Below are 16,211 nucleotides of genomic sequence, written 5' to 3' on the forward strand. Positions count from 1 at the left end.
ATGGCGATGACCCACCCCGAGCTGGTCCTCCTGCTGCTCGCCGACGCGCGCCTGCCCGTCGGCGGGCACACACAGTCCGGCACGCTGGAGGGTGCCCTGGCGCACGGGCTGACGGCGGCCGACGTACCCGGATACCTCCGCACCCGGCTGCTGAGCAGCACCCGGGTCGAGGCGGGCACCGCCGTCGTCGCCCGGGCCACCGTCGACCGTCACGGCTCTCTCGACCAGGTGGAGCGGGCCTGGGCGGCCCGCACGGTGTCGCCAGCCCTGCGCGAGGCGTCGCGCGCGCAGGGCCATGCCCTGCTGCGCCTGGTGCGGCGCACCTGGCCGGACCTGGCGCGACCGCTCGACGACCTCCCGCGGCCGAGCCGAAGCACGGTCCTCGGGGCCGTGTGCGCCGGACTCGGCCTGGGCGCGGCCTCGGTGGCCCGCCTGGTCGCGTACGACGACGTGCAGACCGTCTGCGCAGCAGCGCTCAAGCTGCTGCCGCTCGACCCCGTCACCGTCGCGGGCTGGGCCGCGGAAGCCCTCACCGGCATCGCGGACCTCGAGGCCGCGGTGTCCTGGGCCGAGCTGCCCACCGACATCCCGGCCTGCTCGGCCCCCCAGATCGAGGCGTGGGCACAGGCCCACGCCGCCAGCACCAGGAGGTTGTTCCGTGCCTGACCACCCCCATCCCCACGCGGCCCGGCCGCCGTCCCCGCGTCCGCTGCGCCTCGGCGTGTGCGGTCCGGTCGGCACCGGCAAGAGCTCCCTGATCGCGCTGTTGTGCCGGGAGCTGTCCGCCCGGCTCGAGCTCGCCGTCGTCACCAACGACATCTACACCGACGAGGACGCCCGCTTCCTGCGCTCGGCCGGCGTGCTGGCTCCGGAACGCATCCGCGCGGTCGAGACCGGTGCCTGCCCCCACACCGCGATCCGCGACGACATCAGCGCGAACCTCACGACCGTCGAGGAGCTCGAGGACGCGTTCCCGGGCCTCGACCTGGTGCTGCTCGAGTCCGGTGGGGACAACCTCACGGCCACCTTCTCCCCCGCTCTCGTCGATGCCCAGGTGTTCGTCCTCGACGTCGCCGGCGGCGGCGACGTCGCCCGCAAGGGCGGTCCGGGCATCGAGCGCGCTGACCTGCTGGTCGTGAACAAGACCGACCTGGCGCCGTACGTCGGCGTGGACGTGCCCCGGATGCTGGCCGACGCCACCGCAGCCCGTGGCGAACGGCCGGTCATCGGGCTCTCCCGCACGGACCGGTCGAGCATCGACGCGCTCGTGGCGTGGGTCGAGGAGGTCCGCCGCAGCCAGACGGCGGGGGTCCTCGTCCCCGTCGACCCCGGCCCGATGGCGCGCCACGTGCATGCTCACGAGCACTGAGCGCACCGCCCGGACCCGGATCCGCGTGTCCCCGGCGGACACCGGTCGGTGCCAGGTGCGCAGCACGGTCACCCTCTCCGACCCGACCGCGTCCTCCCTGCGGCCCGTGCTCGTCGACCACGACCACACGGGCGCCCGGATCTCGCTCGTGCCGGAGGGCGCCCTGCTCCTGGCCGGGGACCGGGTCGAGGTCGACATCGCGGTGGATGCCGGTGCCCGGCTCGACGTCGTCGAACCGGGGGGCACCGTCGCGTTCGACATGCGCGGCGGCCGGGCCCGTTGGGACGTGCGGATCACGCTCGGCCGTGGTGCCGTGCTGACCTGGGCCGGCGAGCCGTTCGTCGTCGCCGCCGGTGCTGCCGTCCAGCGGTCCACCCGGGCCCGGATCCGGGACGGGGCGGTCCTCGCGCTGCGGGAGTCGCTGGTCCTGGGCCGGCACGGCGAGGAGCCGGGCCGGGTCAACCAGACCACGGAGGTGCTCTCGGGGAGCGGCCCGGTCCTGGTCGAGGACCTCACCATCGACGCGCTCACGGCCCGGGCACTCCTGGGCGGGCACCGGGTGATGTCCTCGGTGCTGCTGGTGGGTGCTCCGCCGCCCGACGACGCCGAGCACCGCTACGACCTCGAAGGTGGGGCCGTGCTGTGGCGCCGGCTCGGGGTGCAGGCTCACGAGGCGGATCTCGGACCCGTGTGGCAGGCCGCCCGTCGTGCGGCCGGTGGCGGAGGGTCCTAGTGCACGCGCGCGATCCGCTGCTCGACCCGGAAGCCGAGGCCGTCGGCGACCGCGACGTACACGTCCTGGTCCAGCAGGTTGCCGTCGAGCCGCATGAGGCCGCGTGGGCTGGAGTAGAAGTGGCCGTCGGGCAGCGTCGCGGCCGCGGCGACGCTGAGCGATCCGCAGACCTCTCCGACCCGGGCGAGGAAGGTGATCGCCTCGTAGCACGACTCCCCGACCGCGTTGAGAGCCGGCGCCCAGCGGCCCCAGCGGGCGTAGTAGTCGCGCGCCAGCGCCGAGCTCTCGGCGGTGTCCATGCCGTCGAAGTACGCCGCCGCGGCGTACATGCCCTCATTGGCGACCAGCCCGCCCGCGAGCAGGGTGTTCTCCTCGACCGCGGGGCTCAGCCGCGGGAGCGTGGCGGTCAGTCCGGAGCGGGCGAACTGCCGGTTGAAGTGCACGGCGTCCTGGCCCATCAGGAGCATGATCACGCCGTCGACCGGCTGACGCGCCAGGCCGTCGATCACCGTTGCGAAGTCGGTCGTGCCCAGCGGCACGTAGGTCTCGCTCACGACCTCCGACGGGGTGTCCTCGAGGGCCAGGCGGGCCGTCGTCCCGGTCACCCGTGGGAACACGTAGTCGTTGCCGAGGATCGCCCAGCGCCCCACGCCGAGCTCCTCGCGCATCCAGTGCGCCGCCGGCAGCAGCTGGTTGATCGGGCGCTCACCGATCAGGAAGACGCCCGGCGTCGGGTCGCTGCCCTCGTGCATGGCGCCGAACGCGTACACGACACGGCCGCCGACCCGTCGGGTGATCGCCTGGCGCACCGCCGACGTGTGCCAGCCCGCGACCGCCTGCACCCGTTGGTCGTCGACCAGGCGCCCGACCTCGGCGGCCACGTCCTCGGGCTCGCGTCCGCCGTCGACGACCACCAGCTCGACCTGCCGGCCTGCGATCCCGGTGCCGGCGTTCAGCTGCTCGACCGCGAGCTCGCCGCAGGCCAGGCAGGAGGGCCCGTAGATTCCGGTCGGGCCCTGGAGCGGTACGACGAAGGCGACGCTCAGCCGGTCGTCGTGGCGCGGGAGGGGCACGGATGACTAGGTTAGGAGCGGAATGGCGAGGTGACGCCGGCGTTCACACGCGTTCACGAGAACGTCACAAACCGGGCGAGGAGGCCGCCGTGAGCCACCAGCTGCGGGTCAGCCTGGCCGTGCAGGTGCGGCAGGTCGAGGCCGGGCTGCGCCGCGTGCTCCAGCCGATCCTCGACGAGCAGGGCCTGGCGATGGACCACTGGCGGATCATCGCCGTGATCGGCGACGCGCCCGGTCTCGCCATGAGCGAGATCGCCACGGCCGCCGTCGTCCCGGCCGCCAGCCTCACCCGGCACGTCGACCGGCTGGTCGCCCAGGGCATCGTCGTGCGCCGGATCGACCCGGACGACCGGCGCCGCGCCGTGGCAGCGCTGTCGCCCCGCGGTGAGGCGTACGCCGCCCGGTTGCGGGCCGCCGAGCGCTCGGTGGCGCCCGGCGGACTCGGCTGACCGGTCAGCCCGTCGCGACGATCCCCCGCCGCAGCAGCTTGACCAGCTGCCGCGCGGTGTCGCGGACCGGGGTACCGGCGGCGGCATCGGCGATCTGGCCGGCGAAGTCGATGAGCTGCTTCATCTGGCGCACGAAGTCGCCGGCGGTCTGGTCGTTGCGGGTGATGATCTCGTCGAGCTCCTGGCCCTCGGCCCAGCGCCACGCGGTCCACGCGAAGCCCGCGTCCGGCTTGCGCAGGAAGTCGAGGCGGTGCTCGCGCTCGAGGCGCTCCAGCTCGCCCCACAGCCGCGTCATCGCCTCGATGGTGACCGCGATGGCGCCGCCCGGCGTGTTCGGCGGGCCGTCCTCGGGGCGGCGTGCCTCGTAGACCAGTGCGGAGAGCACCGCGCCGAGCTGGGACGGTGTGAGGTCGTCCCACAGGCCGGTGCGCAGCGACTCGGCGGCGACCAGGTCGAGCTCGGAGTAGATCCGCATCAGGCCGCGGCCACGCTCGGTGACCTCGTCGTCCCGGAGGTAGTCGAGTGCCTCCAGCACCTCGCAGACGCGGTCGAAGGTCCGCGCCACGGTGTTGGTACGACGCTCGATCCGCGCCGACAGCACGTCCGTGTCCTTCTGCAGCTTCGCGTAGCGCTCCGCCCACCGGGCGTGGTCCTCGCGGTCCGCACAGCCGTGGCAGGGGTGCTCACGGACCTGGGCGCGCAGCGCCTGGATCTGGCGAGCGACGTCCTCGTCGACCGGACCGCGCTCGGCGCGCGGGCGGGTGACCGACAGCGGCAGTGCCCGGACCGCCTCGCGGACCAGCTGGGCAATGTCCTTGCGCTGGTGGGGGTTGCGGGCGTCGACCCGCTTCGGCAGCTTGATCCGGGCCACCGGCTCGACCGGCGTCGGGAAGTCCATCATCGCCAGCCGCCGGCCCTGCCGCTCGGCGGTGATGACCAGCGGGCGGTGGCCGTGCTCGGACAGCCCGGGGTCGACGACGACCGCGGGCCCGGCGAACTTCCCGACGGGTACGACGATCACGTCGCCGGGCTTGAGCTGCTCGAGCGAGGCGAGCGCGTCGTCGCGACGGTCCTGCCGGCGTACCTTGCTCGACTCCTTCTCCAGCTCGGAGATCCGGCGGCGCAGCCCGGCGTACTCCATGAAGTCGCCGAGGTGGCACTGCGCGGCGTCGGCGTACCCGGCCAGTGCGTCCTCGGCCTTGCGCTGCTGGCGGGCCAGCCCGACGACGGCACGGTCGGCCTGGAACTGGGCGAAGGACTGCTCGAGCAGCTCGCGCGCCTGGTGGCGGCCGTAGGAGTGCACCAGGTTGACCGCCATGTTGTACGACGGCCGGAAGCTCGAGCGCAGCGGATAGGTGCGCGTCGAGGCGAGGCCCGCCAGCTCGCGCGGGTTCATCCCCGGCTGCCAGAGCACGACGGCGTGGCCCTCGACGTCGAGACCGCGGCGACCGGCACGGCCGGTGAGCTGGGTGTACTCCCCCGGCGTGATGTCGGCGTGCGTCTCGCCGTTCCACTTGCTCAGCTTCTCCAGCACCACGGTGCGCGCGGGCATGTTGATGCCGAGGGCGAGGGTCTCGGTCGCGAACACGATCTTGACCAGGCCGCGCAGGTAGAGCTCCTCGACGCACTCCTTGAAGGCGGGGAGCATACCGGCGTGGTGCGCGGCGATGCCGCGGGACGCGGCGTCGAGGAAGTCGTGGTAGCCGAGCACGTGGAGGTCCGCCGACGGCAGCCCGCCGAGCGTGCTCTCGACGTACGCGATGGCCTCGTCGCGCTCCTCGGGCGAGGTGAGCCGGAGCTTGGCGTCCAAGCACTGCTGGACGGCGGCGTCGCACCCGGCGCGGCTGAAGATGAAGTCGATGGCCGGGAGCAGGTTGTCACGTTGCAGTCGCTCGACGACGTCGAGGCGGCCGGGGATCCAGATCCGGCGGCCGTTGCCGACGTTGCGGCTGCCGGGCCCGCCCTGACGGGACCCGCGGGGCTGGCGGTGACCCTTGAGCCGAGTGGAGGCCCAGTCGTCGCGGGCCAGCTTCATCAGCTCGTCGTTGACCGGGGCGCCCTCGCGGACGAAGCCGGCGGCCGCGTCGACGTCGGTCGAGGCGAACAGGTCGAGCAGCCGGCGCCCGACCATCACGTGCTGGAACAGCGGCACCGGGCGACGCTCGGCGACGATGGTGCGGGTCGCCCCGCGCACCGTCTCCAGCCACTCGCCGAACTCCTCGGCGTTCGAGACCGTCGCTGACAGCGAGATCACCGAGACCGACTCGGGCAGGTGGATGATGACCTCCTCCCACACGGCGCCGCGGGAGCGGTCGGCGAGGTAGTGCACCTCGTCCATCACGACGAACCCGAGCCCGACGAGGGTCCGGGAGCGCGCGTAGAGCATGTTGCGCAGCACCTCGGTCGTCATCACGACGACCGGCGCCTCGCCGTTGATCGTGGTGTCGCCGGTGAGCAGGCCGACCTTGTCGGCGCCGTACCGCTCGACCAGGTCGTGGTACTTCTGGTTCGACAGCGCCTTGATCGGCGTCGTGTAGAAGCACTTGCGGTCGGTCTCGAGCGCGAGGTGGACCGCGAACTCCCCCACCACCGTCTTGCCGGCGCCGGTGGGCGCGGCGACGAGCACGCCGTCGCCCTCCTCGACCGCCTTGCAACCCTCGACCTGGAAGTCGTCGAGCGGGAAGTCGTAGCCGGCGGAGAAGTCCCGGAAGACGGGGTGCCCCTTGTCCTTGCGGTACGCCGCGTAGCGCTGCGCCGGGCTGAGGGCGTCGTCGTGCTCGCTCATGCGATCACCCGCAGGGCGCCCGGGACGGACTCGACGGTCAGGGGCAGCGGGCCGAAGCGCTCGCCGTCGGCGTACCCGACGATGCCGGAGCAGGCGACGGTCACCCGGCGCACCCGGTGGCGCTCGTACTGCGGATGGCTCACGTGACTCCCGTCGAACAGCTTCGGATAGGTCCGCACCAGCTCGCGGCGGCTCAGCGGCTTGATCAGCACCACGTCGAGCAGCCCGTCGTCGAGCAGGGCGCCCTCGGTGATCCGCAGCCCGCCGCCGAAGGACGGGCCGTTGCCGACCGCGACCAGCGTCGCCTCGACCTGCCGCTCGACGCCGTCGAGCTCGAGGACGTAGCGCAGCGGCCGCAGCACCGGGAGCTCGGCGAGGGTGGCGAGGTTGTAGCGCATCTGCCCGCGGGGCCAACGCATCCGGTTGGCGCGTTCGTTGACGACCGCGTCGAACCCGGCGGCCAGGACGCAGCCGAAGTACCGGTCGCCGACACGGGCCAGGTCGACGGTCCGTGGAGTGCCGTGCAGGATGCGTACGGCGGCCGCCGCGCCGTCGCCGCGCGGCAGGTCGAAGTAGCGCGCGAAGTCGTTGCCGGTGCCGGCGGGCAGGATGCCGAGCGGGACGTCGGTGCCGGCCACCGCCTGGATGCCGATGTTCACCATCCCGTCGCCGCCGCACACGACGAGCGCGTCCGGCTCCTCGCCCGCGGCCACCCGGGCCAGGTCGAGGGCCTCGTCGGCGTCGCGGCCGGTGAGGGCCGTCGTACGCCATCCGGCGCCGTGGAACCGGGGCAGCGCCTCGTCCCGCATCCGCGCACCTCGCCCCTTGCCCGAGGTCGGGTTGGTCAGGACGATTGCGCGGGGCACGGGTGAAGGCTAGCGGCGGGTCACAGATCGAGCGGGCTGGCCTCGTCGGGCGAGAGTCCCGCGTTGATGGCCTTGCCCGCGCGCCGGCGGTCGTTGAGCCGCGCGATCACCTCGGAGAGGAGGAACAGCACGATCATCGGCACGGCCATGAACGTCATCGTGAACGGGTCCGTCGAGGGCGTGGCCGCCGCGGCGAAGATGAACGTCCCGATCACGATCCACGGCCGCGCGGCCCCCAGCGCCTTGCCCTTGACCACGCCGGCCATGTTGAGCAGCACCACGAACACCGGGATCTCGAACGCGATGCCGAAGACCAGCAGCGTGCGCGTGAAGAAGCTGAGGTACTCGTTGAACTCGACCAGGTTGGTGAGGTCGGCCTGGGTGAACCCGATCAGGATCTCCAGGCCCTTGGGCAACGTGACGTAGCCGAGCGCGATGCCGCCGAGGAACAGCGGGCCGGCGATCACCGCGAACAGGACCGTCCAGCGCTTCTCGTTGGAGTGCAGGCCCGGGAGGATGAACGCCCAGATCTGGTAGAGCCAGATCGGGCTGGTGCCGACGACGGCGGCGATGCCGCACAGCTTCAGGTAGAGGATGAAGCCGCCGGCGACGCCACTGGTCGTCGCCATCGTGCGCTCCGCGCCGAGAGCCTCGCGAGCCTTCTGGTACGGGTCGTTGATGACCGCGAAGATCGGGTCGAAGAAGAAGAGCGCGACGATGAACCCCACGAGCAGCACGAATGCGGCCTTGAGGATCCGCGCGCGCAGCTCACGCAGGTGGTCGGACAGCGCCATCCGCCCGTCGTCACCGACAGGATGGACGGGCTTCCCGATGAAGAGTCTGAGAAGTCCCGTGAACGCCAAGGGTCAGGCGTTGTTCTCGCGGCGCTCGTCGACGATCTCGCCCTCGGCCACGTCGTCGAGCCGGGTGTCGTCGGCGGCGTTCAGCTCGCCGGTCGACGTGGTGGGCTTCTTCTTGTCGTCCTCGTCGTCGCGGAGCCCCTTGGTCTCGGCCTTGAAGATCCGCAGCGCCTGGCCCGTACCGCGGGCGAGGTCAGGGAGCTTGGCGGCGCCGAAGACCAGCACCACGATCGCCAGGATGACGAGCCACTCGGCGCCCTGGGGCATTCCGATCAGGGGAAACATCGGCGGGGACCAACTCTCGATCGTCGGGTTGTGCTGACGTAGATCATCCTACGCCGCTCTCACCGGTACAGACTGAGGGTCTCCTGTGCGCGAGCGGTGAAAGTGTCGGTGAATTCCGAGGGGTGGACCACCGTCGCGTGCGGCGCCAACCGCAGCAGCAGCCTCGTCAGCCACCTGCGGTCCACCACGACCAGGTCGACCTCGGCCGACCCGTCGTCGTGCGGACGCACGTCGCGCACCGGGTAGTAGTCGGTGGCCCACCGCGCCTGGGGAGCCAGCCGCAGCGTCACGACCGTCGCGTCCGGTACCGCGTCGTCGGTGAACAGCCCGTCGCTGAGGTCCCGCGGCTCCCGGCCGGGGGCGGTCCGTGCTGATGGGAGCAGCTCGGCCTTGGTGATCCGGTCCAGCCGGAACAGCCGGTCGCCCTCCGCGCGGTGACAGTGGGCGTCGAGGTAGGAGAACACCCCGTGCGTCACGACGCCGTACGGGTCGACGAGCCGCTCGGACTCCTCGTCGCGCGAGGGCACGAAGTACAGCAGCCGCAGCTGCCGGCGCGTGGCGACGGCCTCGTCGACCAGCGCGGTCAGCTGGGCGGCCACGACCTGCTGGGCGTCGCGCGGCGAGGGCGTGATCTCGACGTGCGGCGCGCCCACGGCCGCCTCGAGCTTGGCGAGCACGCGGTCGACGAGCTCGGGGGTGGCCCCAGCTGCTGCGGTGTCGCGGAGCATCCGCAGCGCGACGATCATCGCCGAGGCCTCCGTCGCGCTCAGCCGCAGCGGCCGCGCGAGGTAGTCGGCGTTCTCGACCCGGATCACACCCTCCGTGACCGGGCTGCCCTCCTCGGTGACGATGGCGTCCAGGTCGACGTCGATCAGGTCGTCCGGCAGTCCCCCCGGCAGGCCGCACATGAACAGCACCTTGAGGTCCTGCACGACCTGCTTGGGCGTCGTACCCAGCAGCTGGGCGGCCTCCTCCAGCCGGACGCCGTCGCGGTGGTGCAGGAACGGTACGAGCATCAGCAGCCGGGCCACCTGGTCCCGCGCGCCCGGTGCCGGGGTCCGGCTCATCCGACTGCTCCTCGACGTTGCGGTTTGGTCCCAAACCGCATCCCTTCTCGGCGTGTCGTTGCGGTTTGGGACCAAACCGCAACAGCAAGACCGGTCACGAGACCGCCTCCGTGAGCCGTGCGACGACCTGCTCGCGGATCGCCACCGGCTCGACGAGGACGACGTCAGGACCGTGCGACAGCACCTCGTCAGCCAGGCCCTGGGTGGGTCGCACGAGCACCAGCCGGTCCCAGCCGGTGCGGTCGTCGGGTCCCGTGACGCCGACCTCGATCCGCTCGGCGGAGCGGCGCAGACCGTGGCCTGCACCGTCGCGGACCAGCAGCACGGCGGTGGTGCTCGGCGTCGGCGGAGCCATCCGGCGGGCGATCTCGCGCACGTCGGTCTCGGGCGGTACGTCGTAGGCGCGCGGCGGGCCCACCAGCTCGACCTCGCCCTGCACCCGGGACAGCCGGAAGACCCGCTCGGCCGCGCGGTGGGCGTCGTACCCGACGAGGTACCAGCGACCCGAGTACCGCACGACGCCCCACGGCTGGACCCGGCGACGCATGGGAGCGTCGGCGTCCGGGCGTTGGTAGTCGAACTCGATCGCGTTGCGCTCGCACACCGCGACCCAGCACTTCTCGAACGCCGGCTCCTCCGCGGTCAGCAGCGGCCGGGCGATCTCGAGGGCGTCCAGGTCGACGTCGATCCCGGCTGCGGTGAGCTTGCGTACGGCGTCGGTGGTCGCCTGCGCCATGGTGGCGTGCTGCCACACTCGCGAGGCGATGCCGACGACGGCGGCCTCCTCCGGTGTCAGCTCGACATCGGGCAGCGCGAACGCCTCCGGTGGGATGCGGTAGCCGACCTCGTCCTCGAAGAGCGGGTCGATGGTCGCGACCTCGACGGGTACGCCGAGGCTGCGCAGCTCCTCCTTGTCACGCTCGAACATCTTCTCGAAGGCGTCCGGGCGTGAGTCCGGGTACAGCAGCTCGCGGATCCGCTCCTTGGCGATCGGCCTGCGCTGCACCAGGAGCATGATCAGCAGGTTGAGGAGACGCTCACTCTTCGGTGCTGGCATCCGTGCTCGGCTCGGCGCTGGGGTCGGTGGCGCCGTCGGTCGGAGCCGCGCCGTCGGTGGGCGTGGCCTCGGGGGCCGGCTCCGGCTTCGGCGGGGTGTCGGCGGCGTCGAGGATGTCGACGACGAAGTAGAGCGTCGAGTTGGCAGGGATGTCCTCGCCCTGGGCCTTGTCGCCGTACCCGAGCTTCGGCGGGATCTGGATCAGCACGCGGCTGCCGACGGGCAGGCCGACCAGGGCCTGCGACCAGCCCTTGACGACGCCGGCGTCCTTGCCGCCGACGACGGCTTCGAGAGCGGTGCCCTTCGAGTAGTTCTCGTCGAACGGCTTGGCGCCGTTCGGGATCTGGCCGAGGTAGTGGGCCAGGATCGTCTGTCCCTTCGTGACGACCGGACCGGTGCCCTTGGTCAGCGTGGCGACCTCGAGGTCACCGCTGGGCTTGGGCGTGCCCTTGAAGTCGAGGCCGGTCGGTACGCCGTCCGCCTCGACGATCTTCGGCGCCCACGCGGGGGCCGCCTCCTGAGCACCCTCCGGACCGGCGATGCCGGCGATGTCGGCGACAAACAGCAGCCCGTCCTCGTTGCCGATGTCGAGGCCCGCGAGCAGGCTGGCGGCCTGGCTGCCGAGGTAGCCGCCGAACGCGACGTCGCTGCCGACGGTGACCGCGATCCGGCTGCCGACCTTCTGGCCCGCCTTGATCTCGTCGGCGAAGCCGAGGGACAGCAGCTCGGTGAGGGTGTTCGGCTGCTTCTCGGTGCCGACCGTGACCAAGGTGCTGAGCGACGTGGCTGCGTAGCTGTCGAACGGGACCTTGTGGGTCCAGCCGTCGGCGAGGGTGAACTCGACCCGGACGAGGTCACCCTTCTTCAGCGTCGCGCCGTCACCCTCGGTGATCACCTTGGCCGCCGGCTTCTTCGCGGTCATCACGGACTTCCAGTCCAGCTTGGGCGACTCGCCGACCGGGCCACTGATCGTGACGGCGTCGAGGCCCTTGGCCTGGTCGGAGTCAGACCCACCGCACGCAGCGAGCACGAGGCTCGCCGGCAGCAGGGTCGACACAAGGAGCACGGAGGGACGTCGCAGGCGCATCAGCACGCGCAAACCCTACCGAGTGCCCGAAGGCTTGTGTCACATGCCGTCGATAAGGCGTTGCACGCGCTCGTCGTACGCCCGGAACGGGTCCTTGCACAGCACGGTGCGCTGCGCCTGGTCGTTCAGCTTGAGGTGCACCCAGTCGACGGTGAAGTCGCGGCGCCGTTCCTGGGCGCGGCGGATGAACTCACCCCGCAGGCGTGCGCGGGTGTTCTGCGGCGGGACGGACTTCGCCTCGAAGATCTTGAGGTCGCTGGTCACCCGGGCGACCGCGCCCCGCTTCTCAAGGAGGTAGTAGAGACCCCGGCCGCGGTGGATGTCGTGGTAGGCGAGGTCGAGCTGCGCGACGCGCGGGTGGCTGAGCGGGATGCCGTGCTTGGCGCGGTAGCGGTCGATCAGCTTCCACTTGATGACCCAGTCGATCTCGCGGTCGACCAGGCTGAGGTCGTCGGACTCGACGGCCTTGAGCCCGCGCTCCCACAGGTCGAGGGACCGCTCGATGATCGGCGTGGAGATGCCGCGGCGGTCGACGAAGTCGCGGGCCTTGCTGAGGTACTCGCCCTGGATGTCGAGCGCGCTCGCCTCCCGGCCGTTGGCGAGGCGGACCTTGCGGCGGCCGGTGACGTCGTGGGAGATCTCGCGGATCGCACGGATCGGGTTCTCCATCGTGAGGTCGCGCATCACCACGCCCTCCTCGATCATCCGCAGCACCAGGTCGCAGGAGGCGACCTTGAGCATCGTGGTCGTCTCGCTCATGTTCGAGTCGCCGACGATCACGTGCAGACGGCGGTACTTCTCGGCGTCGGCGTGCGGCTCGTCGCGGGTGTTGATGATCGGGCGGCTGCGGGTGGTCGCGCTGCTCACGCCCTCCCAGATGTGCTCGGCGCGCTGGCTCACCGAGTAGCTCGTGCCACGCGGCGTCTGGGTCACCTTGCCGGCACCCACGATGATCTGGCGGGTCACCAGGAACGGGATGAGTACGTCGGCCAGCTTGGAGAACTCACCGGCCCGGGAGACGAGGTAGTTCTCGTGGCAGCCGTAGGAGTTGCCGGCCGAGTCGGTGTTGTTCTTGAACAGGTAGATCTCGCCCGCGATCCCCTCGTCGTGCAGGCGCTGCTCGGCGTCCAGCAGCAGACCCTCGAGGACCCGCTCCCCCGCCTTGTCGTGCGTGACCAGCTCGGCGACGTCGTCACACTCGGGCGTGGCGTACTCCGGGTGGCTGCCCACGTCGAGATACAGCCGCGCACCGTTGCGCAGGAAGACGTTGCTGCTGCGGCCCCAGCTCACGACCTTGCGGAAGAGGTAGCGCGCGACCTCGTCGGGACTCAGTCGCCGCTGTCCGCGAAACGTGCACGTGACGCCGTACTCGTTCTCGATCCCGAAGATCCGACGGTCCATGAATGAACACTACTGCTGCGCCGGGCACGGTGCGGGAGATGCGAGCGGAGGGATGCGGTTTGGTCCCAAACCGCATCATTTCGGGCCCAGGTCACGCGGTTCGTGCCCAATCGACGGGGTTGGTCGAGCGGTACCAACGGTTCATGACCCGAGCTCGGCCGGTCTCGGAGTAGAAGGAGTCGTCGACGAGGGCTCGCCACTTCCGCAGACGTTCGGCCTGGTGTGGTCGGCCGAGGACGCGGTCGAGCTCGTGCATGAGAGTCGCGGCGTGGTTGAGCAAGTCATCGAGGGTGTAGCCGCGGCGGACGTACGGCGTGCTGGCGAGTGCCCGCTCGCGGCGGAGGTCGCGCTTGTGCACGGGCGCCTCGCGGTGGATGGCGCCGTCGTACTCGTGGAGGTTCAACGTCCCCAGCACGACCAGGTCGGCACGGCACACGAACTGCCCGTCGTCGTCGTGGATGTCGACCTGGGAAGCGGTGGCGACGTCCATGACGTCGTGGAACTTGCGGAGGAGTGTCTCGCCTGCGGACTCCGCGGCGCCGTCGCGGGCCTCCCACACACGGCGCAGACGTCGGGTCCCCGGCCGCTTGGACTTGAGCACCTTCTGGACGGCTGCGTCATCGACATGCCCCAGACGGACGGCCGAATCGACCATGATCGCGAGGTCGAGGTCGCCCATGTCCCGCGCCGCCCGCAGCAGTATCTCGGCCGGCTCGTCGACAGGCAGACCATGCACGATCTGGGCTTTTGTCTCATGAACGAGGCGACTGCAGATCAGACCGGGGCGTCGTGGCCGGCGCTGACCGCGGGATGCGGCGAAGTGCGGCACATGCTCGGGCAGGGCCGGCAGCTGCCAGCCGAGCAGCCGGGCACCTGTCACGTGGGTGAAGACGGCGCCGGCAGGCAGGATCAGGAGCAGGGCGCTCAGGTCGCGAACGAAGTTCTCCCAGGGCCCGAGGTTGGGCGTCTCGATGCGGTACAGGCCGTGCGCGACACGCAGATGCCCGGCAGAGCGCACCTCGCCCCGGATCGCACCGTCCGCCCCGATCTCCATGGCGCAAGGTTCCGCGCTGGTCGCACCCCGATCAAGCCGCGATCGGGCGCCTGTGGAAAGCGCGTCGGGCAGGCTTCGTGCCATCCGCCGTTTGGGCACAAACCGCAGCTGGGACGGCCGAATCGTTGCGGTTTGGGACCAAACCGCAACGACCGGCCGACCACGAGCTACAGGGGCGGAGCGACCGGCGGCTCACCGGCGGGCGGCTCGCCGTTGGTGGGGTTCTCGAGCGGCGCGACCGCTCCAGAGACCTGGTCGGTCGGGTCGGCGGGGTCGTCGGTGCTCGGGTTGGAGGCACCGGACCCGGGGGCGCTGTCGTCGGGGAGCGGGGCGGCGTGCTCGGGCTTGCCACGGGGGCCGAGGAGCTCGGCGACCCGAGCAGGGCGCAGCCGGGAGAACTTCCGCGGCTGGCTGCGGGTGCGGTCGAGCACGGCGACCTCGAGGTCCTCGACGGGGATCACCCGGTCACCCTCGCCGGTGTGCCCGAGTGCGGCCACCGCCACCGAGAGTGCCTCTCCGAGCGTGGCACCCGCGGCGTAGTGCGAGGACAGATACGACGACACGGTCTCGCTGTCGCCGCCCATCACCGCGAAGCCGTGCTCGTCGGCGACCCGGCCCTCGTAGGTGAGGCGGTAGATCTGGTCGTCGGCGGCGGTGGCACCGACCTCGGCGACGAAGATCTCGACCTCGTACGGCTTCTCGCCGCCCGAGGAGAAGATCGTGCCGAGGGTCTGCGCGTAGGCGTTGGCGAGGCCACGGCCGGTGACGTCGCGGCGGTCGTACGCGTAGCCACGCATGTCGGCGAGCCGGACGCCGGCGATGCGGAGGTTCTCGAACTCGTTGTAGCGGCCGACCGCGGCGAACGCGAGCCGGTCGTAGAGCTCGGACACCTTGTGCAGCGCCTGCGACGGGTTCTCCGTCACCAGCAGCACGCCGTCGGCGTACTGCACGGCGACGAGCGACCGGCCGCGGGCGATGCCCTTGCGGGCGAAGTCCGCCCGGTCCTTCATCAGCTGTTCGGGCGAGACGTAGAAGGGGGTGCTCATCTCAGGCCTCCTCCCCCGCGCCGGGCAGGGGTGCGAGCGGTCCGTCGGGTCGAGCCATCCGGGCGCCGACGACCTGGTCGGCGAGCGCGCCGATGGCGGCCTCGTCGAGCTGGACGGCGCCGTCGGCGGTCACGACCCACACGATCGGGAAGATCCGGCGGGTCAGGTCGGGCCCGCCGGTGGCGGAGTCGTCGTCCGCGGCGTCGTACAGCGCCTGGAGGCAGACCCGGACGGCGTCGTCAGACGACAGGCCCTCGTGCCACAGCTTCTTCAGCGCGCCGCGAGCGAACAGCGAGCCCGAGCCGACGGTGAAGAAGGACGCCTCCTCGTGGCGGCCGCCGGTGACGTCGTACCCGAAGATCCGGCCGGAGCCGCTGTCGAGGTCGAAGCCCGCGAACATGGGTACGACGGCCAGACCCTGCATCGCCATGCCGAGGTTGGCGCGGATGAGTGCGGAGAGCCGGTTGGCCTTGCCGTCGAGCGAGAGGATCGAGCCCTCGATCTTCTCGTAGTGCTCGAGCTCGACCTGGAACAGGCGGACCATCTCGACCGCGAGCCCGGCGGTGCCGGCGATGCCGACCACGGAGTACTCGTCGGCCGGGAAGACCTTCTGGATGTCGCGCTGGGCGATCACGTTGCCCATCGTGGCGCGACGGTCCCCGGCCATCACCAGGCCGCCGGGGAAGGTGACCGCGACGATGGTGGTGCCGTGCGGAGCGATGTCTCCGGCCCCCGTCGTACCGGCCGGCAGCGACCGACGCGCCGGCAGCAGGTCAGGGGCGTTCTCGGCCAGGAAGTCGCTGAACGAGGAGGTGCCAGGGCGCAGGAAAGCGCCCGGGATGCGTGCGTCGCTCATCGGGGGCTACTCGCCGCCCTTCTGGATGAACGACTTCACGAAGTCCTCGGCATTGGTCTCGAGGACGTCGTCGATCTCGTCGAGGATCGCGTCGACGTCGTCGTCGAGGGCATCCTTGCGCTCGGCCACCTCGGACTCGGGAGCGACCTCGGTCGACTCCTGCGCCTCGTCGGACTTGCGCGGCTGCTTCTGCTCCTGGGCCATGACGCCAGCCTAGTGGTCA

At 71.4% G+C, this 16,211-nt stretch carries 17 protein-coding genes; 4 read left to right on the forward strand and 13 right to left on the reverse strand.

The annotated features are described in order from the left end of the window. From ACZYRU_RS14575 to ACZYRU_RS14585, 3 genes are read left to right on the forward strand one after another with little or no spacing between them, the layout of a single operon-like run. Positions 1-666 carry an urease accessory protein UreF gene (locus ACZYRU_RS14575; protein ID WP_488957812.1) on the forward strand — a complete coding sequence of 222 codons (666 nt, stop codon included), beginning with the start codon at positions 1-3 and terminating at the stop codon, positions 664-666. Next, positions 659-1,369, forward strand: coding sequence for an urease accessory protein UreG (ureG, locus tag ACZYRU_RS14580; RefSeq protein WP_488957813.1), 711 nt, complete (start codon positions 659-661; stop codon positions 1,367-1,369). Before ACZYRU_RS14575 ends, ureG begins: the two co-directional genes overlap by 8 nt. Beyond that, entirely contained in the window at positions 1,353-2,102 is a 750-nt protein-coding gene (locus ACZYRU_RS14585) for an urease accessory protein UreD (protein ID WP_488957814.1), read from the forward strand. The genes ureG and ACZYRU_RS14585 overlap by 17 nt, the downstream gene beginning before the upstream one ends. On the opposite strand, the gene ACZYRU_RS14590 is transcribed toward ACZYRU_RS14585, so the two are convergent. After that, positions 2,099-3,175, reverse strand: coding sequence for a substrate-binding domain-containing protein (locus ACZYRU_RS14590; RefSeq protein ID WP_488957815.1), 1,077 nt, complete (start codon positions 3,173-3,175; stop codon positions 2,099-2,101). The genes ACZYRU_RS14585 and ACZYRU_RS14590 overlap by 4 nt on opposite strands. Before the next feature lie 89 nt (positions 3,176-3,264). Here ACZYRU_RS14590 and ACZYRU_RS14595 point away from each other — a divergent pair, with 89 nt between their 5' ends. Beyond that, positions 3,265-3,624 (forward strand): MarR family winged helix-turn-helix transcriptional regulator, encoded by a 360-nt coding sequence (locus ACZYRU_RS14595; RefSeq protein ID WP_488957816.1) that lies wholly within the window; start codon positions 3,265-3,267, stop codon positions 3,622-3,624. Positions 3,625-3,628: 4 nt separating this feature from the next. On the opposite strand, the gene ACZYRU_RS14600 is transcribed toward ACZYRU_RS14595, so the two are convergent. The 12 genes from ACZYRU_RS14600 to ACZYRU_RS14655 all read right to left on the reverse strand — a co-directional run bounded on the left by ACZYRU_RS14600 (position 3,629) and on the right by ACZYRU_RS14655 (position 16,192). Then, a complete protein-coding gene (locus ACZYRU_RS14600) occupies positions 3,629-6,409 on the reverse strand; it encodes a DEAD/DEAH box helicase (RefSeq protein WP_488957817.1) in 2,781 nt (926 codons plus the stop codon). Then, positions 6,406-7,275: a diacylglycerol kinase gene (locus ACZYRU_RS14605; RefSeq protein ID WP_488957818.1), complete on the reverse strand. Its 870-nt coding sequence runs from the start codon at positions 7,273-7,275 to the stop codon at positions 6,406-6,408. Before ACZYRU_RS14605 ends, ACZYRU_RS14600 begins: the two co-directional genes overlap by 4 nt. Positions 7,276-7,295: 20 nt before the next feature. Continuing rightward, positions 7,296-8,069, reverse strand: coding sequence for a twin-arginine translocase subunit TatC (tatC, locus tag ACZYRU_RS14610; RefSeq protein WP_488957819.1), 774 nt, complete (start codon positions 8,067-8,069; stop codon positions 7,296-7,298). A 72-nt stretch (positions 8,070-8,141) separates the two neighbouring features. Beyond that, positions 8,142-8,420 carry a twin-arginine translocase TatA/TatE family subunit gene (tatA, locus tag ACZYRU_RS14615; RefSeq protein WP_488957820.1) on the reverse strand — a complete coding sequence of 93 codons (279 nt, stop codon included), beginning with the start codon at positions 8,418-8,420 and terminating at the stop codon, positions 8,142-8,144. Positions 8,421-8,479: 59 nt separating this feature from the next. After that, positions 8,480-9,487: a helix-turn-helix transcriptional regulator gene (locus ACZYRU_RS14620; RefSeq protein WP_488957821.1), complete on the reverse strand. Its 1,008-nt coding sequence runs from the start codon at positions 9,485-9,487 to the stop codon at positions 8,480-8,482. A 94-nt stretch (positions 9,488-9,581) separates the two neighbouring features. Next, complete coding sequence (locus tag ACZYRU_RS14625) at positions 9,582-10,544, reverse strand: helix-turn-helix transcriptional regulator (protein ID WP_488957822.1); 963 nt, start codon at positions 10,542-10,544, stop codon at positions 9,582-9,584. Beyond that, a complete protein-coding gene (locus ACZYRU_RS14630) occupies positions 10,525-11,631 on the reverse strand; it encodes an FKBP-type peptidyl-prolyl cis-trans isomerase (RefSeq protein WP_488958082.1) in 1,107 nt (368 codons plus the stop codon). Before ACZYRU_RS14630 ends, ACZYRU_RS14625 begins: the two co-directional genes overlap by 20 nt. A gap of 39 nt (positions 11,632-11,670) precedes the next feature. Beyond that, on the reverse strand, positions 11,671-13,032 hold the full coding sequence (gene pafA, locus ACZYRU_RS14635) for a Pup--protein ligase (protein ID WP_488957823.1): 1,362 nt from the start codon (positions 13,030-13,032) through the stop codon (positions 11,671-11,673). Between the two features lie 91 nt (positions 13,033-13,123). Continuing rightward, positions 13,124-14,170 (reverse strand): hypothetical protein, encoded by a 1,047-nt coding sequence (locus ACZYRU_RS14640; protein ID WP_488957824.1) that lies wholly within the window; start codon positions 14,168-14,170, stop codon positions 13,124-13,126. 83 nt (positions 14,171-14,253) lie between these two features. Next, a complete protein-coding gene (prcA, locus tag ACZYRU_RS14645; RefSeq protein WP_488957825.1) occupies positions 14,254-15,132 on the reverse strand; it encodes a proteasome subunit alpha in 879 nt (292 codons plus the stop codon). Between the two features lies 1 nt (position 15,133). Further along, on the reverse strand, positions 15,134-15,988 hold the full coding sequence (prcB, locus tag ACZYRU_RS14650; protein ID WP_488957826.1) for a proteasome subunit beta: 855 nt from the start codon (positions 15,986-15,988) through the stop codon (positions 15,134-15,136). 6 nt (positions 15,989-15,994) lie between these two features. Continuing rightward, on the reverse strand, positions 15,995-16,192 hold the full coding sequence (locus ACZYRU_RS14655; protein ID WP_488957827.1) for a ubiquitin-like protein Pup: 198 nt from the start codon (positions 16,190-16,192) through the stop codon (positions 15,995-15,997). Positions 16,193-16,211: the final 19 nt, after the last annotated feature.

This window comes from Nocardioides sp. F233, from assembly GCF_057813895.1.